This is a genomic window from Methanosarcina thermophila TM-1, from assembly GCF_000969885.1.
Classification (GTDB): Archaea; Halobacteriota; Methanosarcinia; order Methanosarcinales; family Methanosarcinaceae; genus Methanosarcina; species Methanosarcina thermophila.
Genome location: NZ_CP009501.1, coordinates 2,256,976 through 2,272,393, shown reverse-complemented (window position 1 = coordinate 2,272,393; position 15,418 = coordinate 2,256,976). Strand labels below are relative to the sequence as shown.

Sequence of the window (15,418 nt, the reverse complement as noted above, 5' to 3'; positions counted from 1 at the left end):
CCATTCCTTTAATTTACCTTAATTTAATGTGATTTTATTTCCCTGCATTTACTCGACAACGCTTGAAAATGCGAACTTGGGGAGTACTCTTTCGACTTTAATCCGAACCTCGTCACCGACTTTAGTGCCCGGGACAAAGATAACAAAACCTTCAATGCGAGCAATGCCATCTCCTTGACGAGCAATGTCCTGAATTGTTACATCGTAAACTTCGCCCTCTTCGACAGGAATTGAGCGAATTTCTTCTCTAAACATGAAAACCATTCCTTTAATTTACCTTAATTTAATGTGATTTTATTTCCCTGCATTTACTCGACAATGCTCGCAAACGCAAATTTGGGAAGCACTCTTTCTACTTTAATCCGGACTTCATCGCCAACACTGGTATTCGGGACAAAAACTACAAAACCTTCGATACGGGCAATGCCGTCTCCCAGGCGCGCAATATCCTGAATAGTTACATCGTAGGTTTCGCCCTCTTCAACGGGCACAGAAGTATTTTCATCTTTAAACATTACATTCATTCCTTTAACTTCTATTAATCGGCTTAAGAAAGCTCTATCGACAGAAAAGAGTAAAAAAAGTACTTAACAAGCCAAACTTGAGAACCCAAATTCAGGAAGTACAAATTCTACTTAATCTATTTGATTAACTAATCCCCAACAGAGCTTCGGATAAGTCAATTAATTGGTCATACTCATATTCGCTTGTATATAACGTTTTGCATTAATATCTCTAAAAAAAGAAAAATAATGGAGTTAAGAAAATATAGTGCATGGTTTTCAGACTTCTGATTTTCAATCTCAAAGATACTTAAGTAAGATCAATTTCTATAAAAAATAAAATGGATTACAATAAAAGATATTTATATATTAAAGGTAAAAATTTCTATAAAGCAAGTTTTCCTGAGAAATCTGAATAAGTTCTATAAATTCGGGTTCAATTATGGAAAGATTTGAGAGATAAAAGCCTGTGCCGAAACTTATAAATATTTAAAGATACATTTTGAGAGTCGCTCATTCAATGAGAATAACAATGCATGGGCCCGTAGCTTAGTCAGGCAGAGCGATGGACTCTTAATCCATAGGCCGGGGGTTCAAATCCCTTCGGGCCCGCTACTATCATCTTTTTTATTGGAATTTTCTGCTTTAAAAGCCTGCATTTTATTAGATTTTTCTCAGTGAAATTACAGTATCCAGCTATCATATTGTTTGGTGCAAAAATATCAAAGAATATATGATCATGAATAGTAAATCTGTTCATTTCAAGTCGAATTTTCAACTCAACAGCTCATTAAACAGGTTTATTTAATCTTATCTCATTAAAAGAGCAATACATTTAGAAATAAATTAATTGCTTAATCAACTTCAATGTATAAAAAATCTGAATAGGTGTAACTCTAATGCCAAAAGTAAGCGTTGAAATTCCTCAGGAACTTCTGGATGACCTTAACAGGCATGTAGGAGATAACAAGAAGTTTGTCAGCCAGTCTGACGCTATCCGAACTGCGATTAGAAAGATGCTGGATATGATGGACGAGATCGATAGAAGGCATGGGAGACTCGATAAATGATCAGAAGAGATAAGTAAAGACGAATAAACCCTGGGAAAAATAATTATAAAAATAGATAATAAAAATTACCCCTTTATTTCCACTGTGCTTTGACATCTGTCGGCTATTTTTTAAGAAATCCTATCTCTAGTGTAATTTCCACTGGAAGGAAAAATGGAGCCTGATATCTCAGGCTGCAAACCTTGCAATACAGGAATTCGTGAAATTTATTTCATATAAAAGCTAATTAAAGAGTTCAGGATTAGAGAAAACCCTTGAAATTTCTTATACCCTGAGCTACATTGGAAAGCAGGATAAAAGCCATCCTCTGGTTAGGCCAGGAGCCCAGCCCGCAGTCAGGACCCACATATTTTATTAGATTGCCAAAGCGCCTGTAATAGACCCTGAGCCTCTTGGTTATAGTATCCGGGGTCTCAAGCTGGCTAACAATCTCCGAAAGATATTTCTGGTCTTTCCAGACATTGGTACAGTACATTTCATTAAGGACTCCTGCCAGAGTGAAGATATCAGTTCTTGCAATCCCGAGTCTCAGGAAAGAATCCGTGTCTTCCAGTATTTTCCTGTCTATGAGTTCCAGATAGGAAGGCGTGCCTGCAGATTCTACTCCTATAACGTTTATTGTGGGAGCTTCGCAGGCAAGATTATAGTAGAGAGGTGAATGAAGGTGAATCTCTACGTCGGCTCCCCATTTACTTGCCGCCTTTGAAGCGTTGGTAAGAGCCGAGATAATATCATTTTCATCAAAAGTTATCTCGGGGTTCAACCCGATACTTGGCTCATCAATAGAAACCGTTGTAATCTTGAAATTTTTTGCAGATCTCATGGAGTTTCTAACGAAATTGTTCACGCTTTTTGCAAGAAGAGAATAAATATCCGTGTACTGTGTGCCTCCAAATTCTCTCAAATAAAGTTCAGTCGGACCGGTTACACAGATCCGGACCTTAAGTGTCTCTCCAAACTGCTCTTTATAGGCTTTTGCAACCTTCTCTATTGCCTCAAGCTCCTCAATCCTGGCGCATTCAAGTTTCACCTCAAAAGGGCTGTCACAGCAGTTAGAATCCCTGATAACCTTCAGGAATTGCTCGTTCATATCTTGATACTGCGGATAGGTAGGAACATCCACACCTGCATCTATTTTCTGCTGAAAGGCATCATTGATAACCGTAAAGAGTTTCTCATCTTCTTCTCTTGTTTTAAAGGCATTTTGGATCCATTCCTTACTAACTCCTTCAGGAAGGGGATAACTTCCAATATCGTCAAAGATGATTTCTTCCATGTCCTCTTAGTAGACCTGTAAGGATTTAGCGTTATTGGAAGGACAGAAAAAAAGTAAAAATATAGAAAAAATACTGGTAGAAAAGGAAAAAAACCGAATAAATAAAAAGAAAACAATCCTGTAAAAAAGAAAAAATTGGAGAAATAAAAAAGAAAACAATACTAGAAAAAGAAAAAAAATCAAATAAATAAAATGAAAAATTTAAGAAACTAAGTTTTCGTCCGGCTATTAAATTATTCAGGAAAAGATTATTCTTCCTGCCTTACATTTTCTGCATTAAATTCATTGACACCTTTTGCAGTATTCTCAAGCAGTTTAAAAGCAAGCTCCTGATCTGGCCAGAAAGCAAGCCCACAATCCGGACTTGCATACTTTATCTGGTCTCCGAGCACGGAATAACCTGTTTCAAGCCTCTTTTTTATAACCTCAGGGGTTTCAAGGTCTGTAACGATTTTTTGCATATATTCCCTGTCTTTCCAGGCATTGACCCCGTATGTTTCATTAACAATGCCTATAAGGCTGGAAATATCAGTTCTTGAAACACCAAGCCTAATGTAAGTATTTGAGTCCTCAAGCACTTGCTTATCCAGAAGATTCAGATAGGAAGGAGTTGCCGCATATTCAAAACCTAGAACATTGATAGGCGTCTCGCAAACAAGCTTATATTTTAGCGGGGAATGCAAGTGAATTTCCACATCTACTCCCTGCTTTCTTGCATAAGTCGAAACAACGGTGAGAGCGGATATAATATCAGCATCAGAAAACTGGATTCTGTCATTTATCCCTAGACTTGGTTCATCCAGGGCTATAACCTTTATTTTGAAATTCTTCGCAGCCACGAATGCCTGCTTTATGAAATTTTCAATATCCAGCGCAAGAACGTGATACGCATCGACATAATTCGTTTCCCCGAAAGCCTGAAGGTAGAGGTCTGTAGGACCTGCGACACAAACCCTGACTTCAAGAGTTTCTCCTGTTTCTTCCCTGTACTGCTTCGCAACTTCGTCGATTATCTCCATTTCAAGGATTTTTGCATTTTCCTCTTTGAGTACATATGGTTCATAACAGTTCTTTTCGTCTTTGATGATATCAAGGAACTGCCCTATCATATCCCTGAACTGAGGATAAGTGGGAACATGCACTCCCACATCGATTTTCTTCCGGAAAGCTTCCCTGATCATGGAAAAAAGTTTCTCATCCTCATCCCTATTCTCAGCCGCAGTCTTTACCCATTCCCTTGTAATGCCTTCAGGCGTGGGAATACTGCCTCCATCAATAAAAATAATCTCCTGCATACCTGATATGTAAGACAGTCTCGAGTATTATAAGTATTGGAATAAACTTAAGTAAAAATTCAAAGTAAAGAAGAGAAGCAGATTTTTATTATAAGCCTCTATTTGCAAATACTCATCTATTTATCTTTCTCAAGCTACTCAATACCTTTTCTTATATTTCCTGAGAAGCTCACTGTTTACTTCAAAAGCTTTCTCGTCGATTAAACCTTTTTCCAGAGCCCACTCAAAGAACTTTTCCAGGACTCTGGCAGCTGTTCCAACTAGCTTCTTGCCTCCTCCGACCTCAACTACGTAATCATCGAGAAAACTCTTAATTCCGTAGGGGGTAAGATGCTCAGGGCTGAAAATGTCGCAGTAACTCTTATTCTCGTGCTCGTGTTGGACATAGTAAAGCTCTCTGTCTTCCTCGGAAAAGGAATCTTCGGCGCTGAATTCCAGGAATTCTTCATAGAGAAGGATCACATCTTCAAAGTCTAGGAAGACATCAGGCTTCAAGCTGGCTTCCTGTTCATCCAAGAACATCCGAAAAGCTTCGTTTATGGTGGTCATAATATCAAGCAGCAGCAGTTATGAACTGTTATTTTTGTATCAAGCAGCGTAGTTATAAATTGTTATTTTTGCTGCAAAGATTTTATATTTTTCTCAAATTCCTCTATATGGAAGCAGATGTGAGTTTTCCACCAGTTATTAGTCCAGACGACATCAAGAAGTATCTGAATCATACTCAAATAGTAAGGTAAGAAAGTAAACAAAGGAAATAATAAGAAAAAAGGATAGAGAAATGAGATAATAATAAGAAAAGAAAAAAGGATAGAGAAATCTTAAGCTCTCTTTTTCTGGATTCTATCCTTTACATTGATTCAGGAGCTGCGATTCCAAGCGTATCAAGCGAGTTTGCAAGCACAATTCTTGCACAATCCACAAGAGCCAGCCTTGCAGCCCTGATTTTCTCGTCCTCAGCAGCAATTACAGGGACGAAGCGGTAGAACTGGTTAAAGGCATCGGCAAGTTCACGGGCATAAATTGCAAGTACATGAGGTTTCAATTCGCGGGCTCCAAGGTCGATTATGCTGTCAAACATTGCCATCTTTTTTATGAGATCGATTTCAGTATCCTCGACAAGCAGAGCAGGCTCAATTTTTATTAAGGGGTCCCAGGCTGCTTCTTCTTTTGCTTTCTCGAGAATACTGCAGGCACGGGCGTGGGAATACTGGATATAGGGAGCGCCTTGCTTTTCGAAGTCAAGAGCTTCCTTCCAGTTGAAAACCGTGGACTTCTCAGGTGAAACCCGTACTATATCGTATCTTACTGCACCCATTCCTACTGCTTCCGCAACCTGTTTCTTGAACTCGTAGGAGGTTTCAGGGCGGCGAGCTTCTACCTGTTCAAAGGCAGCTTCCGTAACCCTATCAAAGAGCTCATCTGCACTTATGAACTGCCCGCGGCGGGTGCTCATAGAGCCTTCAGGAAGAGAAACAAACTCGAAAATTACAATTTCAGGTTCCTTAACTCCAATTGCGTTCAGAGTAGCCCTGAGCTGGGCTGAGATTAACTTGTGGTCAGCTCCGAGAACATCGATTATGCGGTCAGCCTGTCTGGCTTTCCATTCGTGGTAGGCAAGGTCCCTTGTCGTATAAAGGGAAGTGCCGTTTGAACGCTGGATAACAAGGGTTTTCTCAAATCCATAGTCCGAAAGGTCTACCACAAGGGCTCCTTTATCAATTTTTGTCCTTCCTGTAGCTTTGATCCTCTCTACAATGTCATATACAGCTCCAGATTTAAGGAAAGTTGATTCACTGACAAACTTGTCGTGGACAACGTTCAGGCGAGACAGGGTTTCTTTAATCCCGGAAATCGCCAGGGAAACTGCCTTATCAAAACTATCTATTGTCCTGACATCCCCAGCTTCTACCTTTTCCATAAGGGCATCAATTTCTTTTACATATTCTGGGTTTTTGTCCAGCTCGACATTAGCTTTTATATATACATCGGCAATAGCAGCATCGGGTTTTCTGGAAAGATCAAGCTTGAAGCGTTCACACGCCCAGGAAACTACTGCAATCTGGCGGCCCATGTCATTGACATAGTACTGTACCTCAACGTCATATCCTGCTCGCCTGAGAATGCGGGCAAGGGTATCTCCAATAATAGAATTCCGAATATGCCCCACGTGCAGCGGCCCGTTTGGGTTTGCTGAAGTATGTTCAAGTAAGATTTTGCCTTTTGAGGTCCCGCAGCCAAATTTCTCTTTCTCTTCCAGAATTGTGGTAACTGTGCTGTCCAGATAGTGCCTGCTTGCATAAAAGTTAATGTAAGGGCCAGAAGCACTTACCTCTCCTATATATGAACCATCTGGAATTTCGATTGCAGAAACGATACGAGCCGCAAGCTCTTTCGGGTTTTGTTTGTACATGCTTGCCAGCCTGAAAGCGGCTCTGCTTGCAAGGTCAGCGTGAGAAGAGGTTTCAAAATAAAGTTCGGAATCTTCGATTTCAAGTCCGGCCTTTCGAATAGCGTCTTTTAAGATTGATGTAGCCTGAGCTTTAAATTCCAGAAACAAGATAAATCACCTGTAAAAAGTACGAGAATTATGTGGTAATTTTGATTTATGGACTCCGTTTACAGTTTTAACTCATAATTTAATTAAATTAATTTACAATTCAATTGCTGGTTTTAGCTTACAATTTAATTCGCTAATTTTAACCTGCTATATTTGATAAATGTCCTAAGGACAGTTTAATTAAAAAAGTATTGGATAAAAAGTATTGGGTAGGAGGCTGGGGAGATTATACCCCAGTGCTGTACCTGAGGATTGCAGCAATGCCGCCGAAAGCGTTCATAAGCTGCGAGCCTTCGTCAAAGTCCGTAGATACAAAAACAACTTTTGCATTGCTTTTGTCAGCAAGTGCTGAGAGTTCATCCACAACATCAGTAACGTCTGTGACTTCAAGTGAAGCTCCACAATTCGGACAGGTTCCTGCTGCAGGAGCGGGTTCCCCGGGCTTCCAGCGCCGTGTCCACTTATTTTCATATCCGCAAACACTGCAGGTGGTGGTTACCCTTTCAGCCCGCAAATCCTCGGAAAGCAGAAGCACATCCACAGCATTAATCTCAAGGTTTGCCCGAACCTGAGTTTCCCCATAAGCTACTTTGCCTGAATCGGCAATAAGCTCTTTGAAAAAAGCTCTGACAGCATTCTTCTGTCCAACGAGCTCAAGATCCTGAAGTTTATCTCCGGCAGCATTGACCAGTTCCGAAAGCCCGGATTCATCCGTATAAGCCGTATCAAAGAGTCCAAGTATCTTCTTCATAAGTTCATGGTGCAGGAACTCTCCGGCGTAGAACTCTTCTTTCGTAGGGGAAGGCCCTCCTATCAGGATACCTTTCAGATCTTTAGGGTCAACCGCAAGGAAAATCTCACTCGCAGCATCTCCTATCCTCTTGTAGAAATCGTGGATAGCAATGAGCCTGAGCTGCTGGAAACGGTGAGAACTCTGACCACCTTTCCTTTGCTTGCCCGGAACTGTAGAAGTCAGGTTGCGTAAAGCCTGGATTCGTTTTCCTACCAGAAGCCCTATTGTAGCTTCCCTGCGGTCAAGTACCAAAAGCCCGAAAGTGCCCTTATCTTTGAGCATCTCTTCCAGGGGCTCAAGATAGAAACTTGAGTCACAGTGATATTTATAAACAGTGATGGGCTCCGGAGGGACGATTACTTCACTTTCCATGCTCGTTTTGTTGGCTCCTATATCCACAGCTCCTGTGAAATACACTATTCCGTTTTCAGGCACCTTGTCCAGGTATCTGAGCCTTGAGAGAAGAGATTCAATAGCTCCCTGTACGTTCGTTCTGGTGAGTTTGGATTTGATGTTTGCAGCCTGCCCGTGTTCCTCTTTCAACTGGTTTGTAACGTCAAAAATCTGCTTGTCAGGAGGTATATAAAGCGAAATTAACTCTGTACTTCTTCCCTTCTTATTCCTCAGGCTTTCAAGCTTCTTTTTAAATTCATATTTCTCATGTGCCGATTGTTCAGTCATTTTAAAAGTTCCCCGTAAAGATAGTAACAAAATCTGATATTCTGGTAATTTGAAATTGAATCCGTTATCGAATTTACTATCTAATTTTACTATTTGATTTGAGATATTTTTTAATTGAGTTTGATAAATTTAAGGCAGATTAAACTTGAATATTGGATTGCCTAAAACTGCTTAAACTCCAGTTTTCTTGTATTTGAATCAATTTTAACTTTTAATAGGAATCTTAATAAATTTTATTTCTCAGTTTGTCATTCATTTAGCTTTTCGGTTAGCTTAACAAGGTTTTCATAGAACATGTAATGATAATCACACAGCGAGTTCCCGTCTCAACCGAAAGCCAAATGTAAAAACCGCTTAGAACACGAAAAACTGAAAAGTAACAATACGCATCCCGGAAAAGCCGGATTCCAGAGTTCCGGTAAGAAACAGCTCCTGATTGCGTAAGCCTGTTCTGCTTCGTGCTCTGTTGATATCACTAGATATGAGACATAATCTTTCTCAACTGTATCAATTAGTATAAAATTGGATTAATCCCTGGCGGAATTATATGCTAATTGAAACCTGAGTTTATATTTGTTTCTATCCCCTAACTTATTTTATATATTCATACTAATATAAAAATCTTCCTGTATCCGACCTCACAAATTGCTGGCTATCAATTAAGAGACTCAGGAAGTTAAAGAACGAATTAATCAGGAAAGGAAAGATTTCTAACAGGAGACTTGTTCCCATCCTTTGAGAGCAGGACTACTCTGCTGATTTCGGATTCGTCTGCGATCTTATATCCCAGATGCTTTGCAAGTTCCTTCGAAAACTCAAGAACTTCCTCATGAGTCGGCATTGCTGAGCGATCAAGCCTGAGCCTTGAGAAACCCAGATGCATGTACGCTTTTACCTCCACAAAGTCAGGGGAGGCTTTTTCTATAAGCCTGGCATAAGCTTCAGGCTTGAACATATTTTCACCTTTAACCAGGGTGGTCCGGATGACTGTTCTTGATTTTTTCTGCTTCATTATGGATAGAGACTCGTTGATCTTTTCCCAGAGCGCAGGTGATCTGGGCTGGCAGACCTTCAGATAGGTCTCAAGATCCGGCGCATCAAGACTCATATAGAGCTGGGAAGGGGAAATTTTTGCAAACATGTCCGGAACTGTACCATTTGTCACAAGAAAAGTCGTAAAGCCTCTTTTTTCATATTCTTCAATAAGTTCCGGAAGATAAGGATATAAGGTAGGTTCTCCAGACAGCGAAATCGCAACATTGTTCGGCTCATTGCCCTCAAGCCAGCGTTCTTTAAGTGCATTCGGAGAACCGCCATAACCAGTGATCAACTTACGCTGGCAGGCAATGCTTTCTTCCACTATCTTCTCAGGTAAATCCCACTCCTCAGGTGCAGGAACGGGAACCTCAGTTGGGCGCCAGCAGAAAAGACAACGCTGGTTGCACATAAGCGTTGGAGTCATTTGAAGGCAGCGGTGGGACTGAACTCCATAGAACTTCGATTTATAACAGGAGCCCTGCCCGTTCATAGCGTGCCTGAGCCAGAGGCAGGTCTTTACAGCCGAATGGCGACCTGCTAGAGCATAGCCCTGCTTTTTCAGGAGGGTTTTAAAATCAGGTATATCAAATGGAAGAGAAGTAGATTCTCCACCTCCATTTTTTTCCTGAACTTCTGGGAAATCTTCCCCGGTATTTCTCTTTTTTTCTTCCATAGGCATTTTCCGCATATTAAATCTTTGTGGTATATATAAGAATCGGAAAATAATTTTGCAGATAGCTTCAGTAACACAAAACCAACAATAACCTCTATTGTTTGTATCTTTCCAGCAATTTAAAGAGCTCAGTCTAGTTTAAAATTCGATTAAACTCAATCAAAAGCAAGAATCTTTACATCAAAATTCTCTAGATCCACAATCGGGACTCTTGCAGGCATAGGCACTAGATTTACACGCTTTTGGAATTCGGTCTGGTCCTGCCAGGTTCCAGAATTGACAAGAAGGACATTTTTATAGCGCTGGACTCCAAGGGTGTGAACGTGGCCTGTATGGATGATATCAGGCACAGGGTCGATTACAAAATAATCTTTTTTCTCGGGGGATATGGAAACCCGGCTCCCGTAGGTAGGAGCAAGGTGCCTGCGCTTCAGCATCTCAAGAACTGCACCTGCAGGCTCCTGATACGAGACTCCAGGTATACTCGCAACAAGATCGTCAATTGACCTGCCGTGATAGATAAGAAGCTGAACGCCGTCAAGCTCTATAAGCGCAGGATTGCCAACAAAAATAACATTCTCAGGGAAATCTGCCTGAATACTTTCCGGCAGAGCGGGCTGAGGTTCTGCCTGGCGAACAGCATCGTGGTTGCCCGGACTTATTATTACGCGAATATGCTCTGGAATTTCCCTGATATACTCGGCAGCTTTCCTGTACTGCTCATAGACATTCAGGATGTCCAGTTCCATTTCCTGGTCAGGGTAGATCCCTATTCCATCAACAAGGTCTCCTGCAATAACAACATAACGGACACTGGCTGCAAGCTCTCGCATACTTTCTAAATCCGACTCTCCTTTCAGAAAGTCCAGGAAATCCAGCCAGGCATCTTCCAGAAATTTGGAACTGCCCACATGCACATCCGAAATCAGGACAGCTTTTCCATGACTTCCGGTCCTGCGCTGAATATTATTCGGGACATCGGGCTGTATTAACTTTGTAGCGAGCATAAGGCTCCCATCATTTGTTATCGAACCCGTTACCCCTATGACCTCATCAAGAAGAATTCTTGAGGCTTGCTCAAATAGCTCCTTATCGGAATTTCGAATAAGAACTGGAAAAAAGCCTGTCGGGTCCTCCAGAGACAGAATTTTGTGACCATTGGTTGTGTTACTGATATCCGAAACCATACCTATGATCGAGATTTCTTCAAAACCCCCTTCTCCTCCTCTGCGGAAATTTCGTCTTTTTAAACTTTCGATTGGGCGTGCATTGATTCTTCCGCGGATAATCTCCGAAAGCCTGCTATATCTGTCCCTGAAATACTGCACAAACTGCATATACTCTCCAACGCAGGTGGAATGACCTGTTATATCGGAAATTACGGTTACGGGATTTCTGCCCGGATAACTTTTGTATTCATCTCTGGAGCTGGAGAATAGCCTGCTGCCAGAAGCGGAGGAATACAGCTCTTCCCTGAAAATCCGATTTGAAGAAGAGGGAAGAGAGCTCTCCTGTCCAAAAAAAGAAGAAGCTAACCTGTTTATAGCCTGGGATGAACTAGAAGAAAAAATAGGAGGCGGTGTCTTTGCTGCAGAAGGGGAGTTTGAAACGAGATAAGAGGGCGGAACTTCCTCGGATTTAAAAGTGCCTGGTTGAGTATCTGAAACCGGTTCATAATCCATATTCCGAACCGTGCCTGGAACAGTGTCCGGGACTGAAATAGCATCAGAGACAGGGTCTTGAGATGACTCTACCGCCGGGTCAGGATTTACAATAATAGAATCAGGATCTGGGGAGGTAACAGGTTCGGAAGGAGAAATAGGTTCTAATTCTGAAGAAGTTTCGAAATCAGGGTATTCTCTATTTCCTGTGTAAATCAGTTTTGAAGCCTTTCTAGAAGCAGCAAAGCCTTGAAGATTTATATCTTCGATCCCTATGACAATAACAGATTCATTTACAGTTGAAAGCACATATTCAAGCAGGTCTTCGGGAGAGTCACTGGAATAGATAAGTTCTACGGCTTCAGGGCTGATCTGATATGCTTTTTCCATAACAGCCCTTATAATACTACTTCTTTCCATAATTTCAACCTGCCCTTTCTGACTATTTGAATTTTTTCTGATCTCTCCTCATTCCTGGTCTGGCATGAAGCCAGTCTCACTTTGGAACTGGATTAAAGCAAAAGCCTGCTTAATATAAAAACTAATAAGATGCAGAATAATACGCTAAATTTAACTCGTTACTCTAAAGAAGAACCTTATGAAACTTTTATATGTTCCGGTAGATATTTATGCTTATTAATCCCTGCCTATTTCAGAACAGATATTAGTTCTGATTTATATAGAACTGGTTCCAATACTTACTTGCTGTAGGAAAAATCCCAATTCTTACTTATCGCAGAAGAAGCTCAATTCTTACTTATTGTAGATGGATTTCAATTCTTCTGTTATGTAATGAATGTTGGCTCCTGTGTATTGAATAAATTTGTTTATTATTTATAGAAATACGAAATATTATAAATGATAAATGTTGAATAATGAAAAAGTTAATTGAAAATTAATATACAATAAAAACAAATCTTGAGTAAATCTGCTGAGAAGATCCAGTAACTAATTTTGACTAACTTTATATAAGTCAGAACAGTAAAGTGCAGAACTGTAAATGGTTCTGCAGCTGCATTAGATACATGAAGATCTTATTATGACCCTGAGGTTACAGGGTTCAATCAAATAAATTTCAACCGAATATTCGGATTAAATATAAAGCCGAATGAACTATAATGCAGCACCCTAAGAATAAAATCAAAAGAATAAAGGCTGATTATGAGCGAGATTAATAAGGAAAACAGCGTCCAGGAACAGGAAAGCCCCTGGGTTTCCCTTGGAAAGGACTTGCTGTCTGTTGCAGCTATCCTGATCATTTTCATGGTCTTTTCCAAGCTGGTATTCGGACTCTGGACTCCTATGGTTGCGGTGGAGTCGGGGAGTATGGAACCGCATATGCAGGTAGGAGACATTATTTTTATCAAAAGCGCCGATAGAGTGGATATTATCACGAATGAGGAAGGCAAAAATATAGGCTATAAGTCTTTTGAAGATTATGGAGATGTTATCCTTTACCGTCCATATGGAGAGGAAGGGGTAACCCCGATAATTCATAGAGCTATGTACAGAGTGGATGCCGGAGAGCCTATGTGGGAGAACGGTCCCATTGCTCCGTATTCCGGCTATATTACCAAAGGAGATAATGTTATAACCAATAGCCACTTTGACCAGGAAGGACAGATAAGCTACGAAACGCCTGTAAAAGATGAGTGGATTATAGGAGTTGCGAAGTACAGAATCCCTTATGCGGGATATGTCAGGCTTTTGTTCTCATGAGTAGGTTTATGGCTGCTCAACCTCTTATTTTTAGCTCTCTTAACCTGTTTTCTTAACCAACCAATTCGACATCCTGTTTTAGCTCTCTTAACCTGTTTTCTTAACCAACCAGTTCGACATCCTGTTTTTGTTTTCTGAAGCTAACCAGTTGCAGGAATTTTGTCAGTGTTTATGCAGATTTATGCAGATTTTATGCAGATTTTTTGTCTTACTAAATCAGAGTAGAACTTTTGATGAATTATATGGAGTGAAAAATATAAGAACAAAGTCTTAAGAAGTCAGGGCAAATCTCAAAAAGTTAGAACAATACCTCAAAAAGTTAGCATGATGTCTTAAGAAGTCAGAAAAAAGCCTCAAAATCAAGAAAAGTGAAAAAGCCGAAGAACCCTGAAATTTAAATAAAATTTCATAAACTACAGAAAAAAATATGGATTTAAATCTCTAGTATAAGGAAGCAATTCCAAAATAGATAAATAAAGGAAGGGAATGAGAAAGCAGTCAGAGTAATAGCTTGAAAAATGGTCACATAATAATTGGAAAGTAACAATTAGAAAAACAGTGAAACACGATCAAAAAACAGGTAAAAGTTTTCGGAAAAATGAAACTCAATAAATTAAAAATTGGCAAGATCGAAACTTCTGGGAACCTTCTTCTTGCGCCTATGGCGGATGTGACAAACCTGGCTTTCAGGCTGCTCTGCAGGCAGAATGGAGCTGATATTACCTACACTGAGATGATCAGTGCAGATGCGCTGCTCAACAGAAACCGAAAGGCGCTTCTTAAAGGACTCTCTTCCCCTGCAGATCGGCCTTTTGGGATTCAGCTTGTAGGAAGTTCCCCTGAGAAGCTGAGGGAAGCTGCAATCTTTATTGAGGATGAATACAAGCCTGAACTTATCGACGTGAATATGGGCTGTCCTGCAAAACGTATTACAGGGACAGGATGCGGTTCAGCTCTTCTCAATTCTAAAACAGCTGTATATGAAATAATTTCAGAGATGACCGCTGTTCTGAAAACTCCTGTAACAGCAAAGATCCGCATTCTTGAAAGAGAAGAGAAAACCCTTGAGATTGCACGCCTTATCGAAAGGGCTGGAGCTTCAGCTCTGACAGTGCACGGCAGGAAGGCAAAGCAGATGTACTCCGGAAGTTCGGACCTTGCTGCGATCAGAGCGGTCAAACGTGAGCTTTCTATTCCAGTTATTGCAAATGGTGACATAAGGGATGAAGAATCTGCCGAGGCAACACTTGATTTTACAGGTTGTGACGGGCTTATGATCGGGCGTGCGGCAATAGGAAATCCCTTTATTTTTAAAAGAATAAAGCATTATCTGGAGACCGGAGAAAAACTGGAAGTTAATAGGCAAGCCCAGCAATTGGAGGATCTCAAGACCTATGTTGCCTTACTTGAAGAATATAATCTCTGTTCATCCACAAATGTAAGAATGCATGCCCACTGGTTTACAAAGGGGCTGCACGGCTCGCGGCAGATTAGGGAAAAGATCAATAATCTGAAGGATGGGAAGGCGCTGATTGAGCTAATAGGGAATTACTCTCAGCCGAAATAATAAAATATCCCATATTTTTTAAAGAATATTTGTTTACAGATATAATGCGACAAAACAAATAAAGAAAACTGGTTAACCTGAAAAATAATGATATAATACGCTAAAAAAATAATTGTAAATTAGAAATATATACAAAAATTTCTTTCATTTCACCGAAAACCTAATATATTCTACACTATTATCCATGAACTATCAGGCACAAAACGGCGTAAACTCAAAATTAAAAACGCTTTCAATATCAACTTAACTTAATGAAGGAGACGCAGGTTAACAATTTGCCACCCAGGATTTTTTTTGATACCTGAACCTGCATTTGCATTATAACGTATTGTATTAGTGCTAGTGCCTGAGGAAAGAATCAGATGCATATAGTGTCTGTAGTCAGATACATATAGTGTCTGCAGTTAGTGTCTGTAGTATCTGACAGACTAATAAATTGAATAATATTAGATTAACTCGATTAATATTTAATTACTAGCAGTGTGCTAGACAGCTAATTAAAATTTGCCAAACAGACTGCCGAGCACAGCAAAAATACAGAAAGACATTAGAAAACGGTAGATAAAACCGCATTAAAAAGGA

General features: G+C 40.3%; 12 protein-coding genes and 1 tRNA gene. 4 read left to right on the top strand and 9 right to left on the bottom strand.

Annotation, left to right across the window (positions count from 1 at the left end):
* Positions 1-48: 48 nt before the first annotated feature.
* Both MSTHT_RS09810 and MSTHT_RS09805 read right to left on the bottom strand, forming a co-directional pair.
* Complete coding sequence (locus tag MSTHT_RS09810) at positions 49-255, bottom strand: TRAM domain-containing protein (protein ID WP_048167619.1); 207 nt, start codon at positions 253-255, stop codon at positions 49-51.
* Between the two features lie 53 nt (positions 256-308).
* Positions 309-524, bottom strand: coding sequence for a TRAM domain-containing protein (locus MSTHT_RS09805; RefSeq protein WP_374756220.1), 216 nt, complete (start codon positions 522-524; stop codon positions 309-311).
* A gap of 517 nt (positions 525-1,041) precedes the next feature.
* Between MSTHT_RS09805 and MSTHT_RS09800 the strand changes: the two genes are divergently transcribed.
* Both MSTHT_RS09800 and MSTHT_RS09795 read left to right on the top strand, forming a co-directional pair.
* Positions 1,042-1,115, top strand: a tRNA-Lys gene (locus tag MSTHT_RS09800).
* A 287-nt stretch (positions 1,116-1,402) separates the two neighbouring features.
* Entirely contained in the window at positions 1,403-1,573 is a 171-nt protein-coding gene (locus MSTHT_RS09795; protein WP_048167617.1) for a ribbon-helix-helix domain-containing protein, read from the top strand.
* Between the two features lie 241 nt (positions 1,574-1,814).
* On the opposite strand, the gene MSTHT_RS09790 is transcribed toward MSTHT_RS09795, so the two are convergent.
* The 7 genes from MSTHT_RS09790 to MSTHT_RS09760 all read right to left on the bottom strand — a co-directional run bounded on the left by MSTHT_RS09790 (position 1,815) and on the right by MSTHT_RS09760 (position 11,970).
* The gene (locus tag MSTHT_RS09790; protein WP_048167616.1) at positions 1,815-2,849 is read right to left on the bottom strand and encodes a methionine synthase; all 1,035 of its coding nucleotides are present in this window, start codon (positions 2,847-2,849) and stop codon (positions 1,815-1,817) included.
* A 248-nt stretch (positions 2,850-3,097) separates the two neighbouring features.
* A complete protein-coding gene (locus MSTHT_RS09785; RefSeq protein WP_048167615.1) occupies positions 3,098-4,144 on the bottom strand; it encodes a methionine synthase in 1,047 nt (348 codons plus the stop codon).
* A gap of 138 nt (positions 4,145-4,282) precedes the next feature.
* Positions 4,283-4,693 carry a hypothetical protein gene (locus tag MSTHT_RS09780; protein WP_048167614.1) on the bottom strand — a complete coding sequence of 137 codons (411 nt, stop codon included), beginning with the start codon at positions 4,691-4,693 and terminating at the stop codon, positions 4,283-4,285.
* Positions 4,694-4,994: 301 nt separating this feature from the next.
* Entirely contained in the window at positions 4,995-6,704 is a 1,710-nt protein-coding gene (gene argS / locus MSTHT_RS09775; protein WP_048167613.1) for an arginine--tRNA ligase, read from the bottom strand.
* Between the two features lie 226 nt (positions 6,705-6,930).
* Complete coding sequence (gene prf1, locus MSTHT_RS09770; RefSeq protein WP_048167612.1) at positions 6,931-8,178, bottom strand: peptide chain release factor aRF-1; 1,248 nt, start codon at positions 8,176-8,178, stop codon at positions 6,931-6,933.
* 688 nt (positions 8,179-8,866) lie between these two features.
* Complete coding sequence (gene twy1 / locus MSTHT_RS09765; RefSeq protein ID WP_048167611.1) at positions 8,867-9,895, bottom strand: 4-demethylwyosine synthase TYW1; 1,029 nt, start codon at positions 9,893-9,895, stop codon at positions 8,867-8,869.
* 149 nt (positions 9,896-10,044) lie between these two features.
* Positions 10,045-11,970, bottom strand: coding sequence for a DNA-directed DNA polymerase II small subunit (locus tag MSTHT_RS09760; protein WP_048167610.1), 1,926 nt, complete (start codon positions 11,968-11,970; stop codon positions 10,045-10,047).
* A gap of 741 nt (positions 11,971-12,711) precedes the next feature.
* Between MSTHT_RS09760 and MSTHT_RS09755 the strand changes: the two genes are divergently transcribed.
* Positions 12,712-13,269, top strand: a complete 558-nt coding sequence (locus tag MSTHT_RS09755) for a signal peptidase I (RefSeq protein ID WP_048167609.1) — start codon at positions 12,712-12,714, stop codon at positions 13,267-13,269.
* Positions 13,270-13,867: 598 nt separating this feature from the next.
* Entirely contained in the window at positions 13,868-14,836 is a 969-nt protein-coding gene (gene dusB, locus MSTHT_RS09750; protein WP_048167608.1) for a tRNA dihydrouridine synthase DusB, read from the top strand.
* Positions 14,837-15,418: the final 582 nt, after the last annotated feature.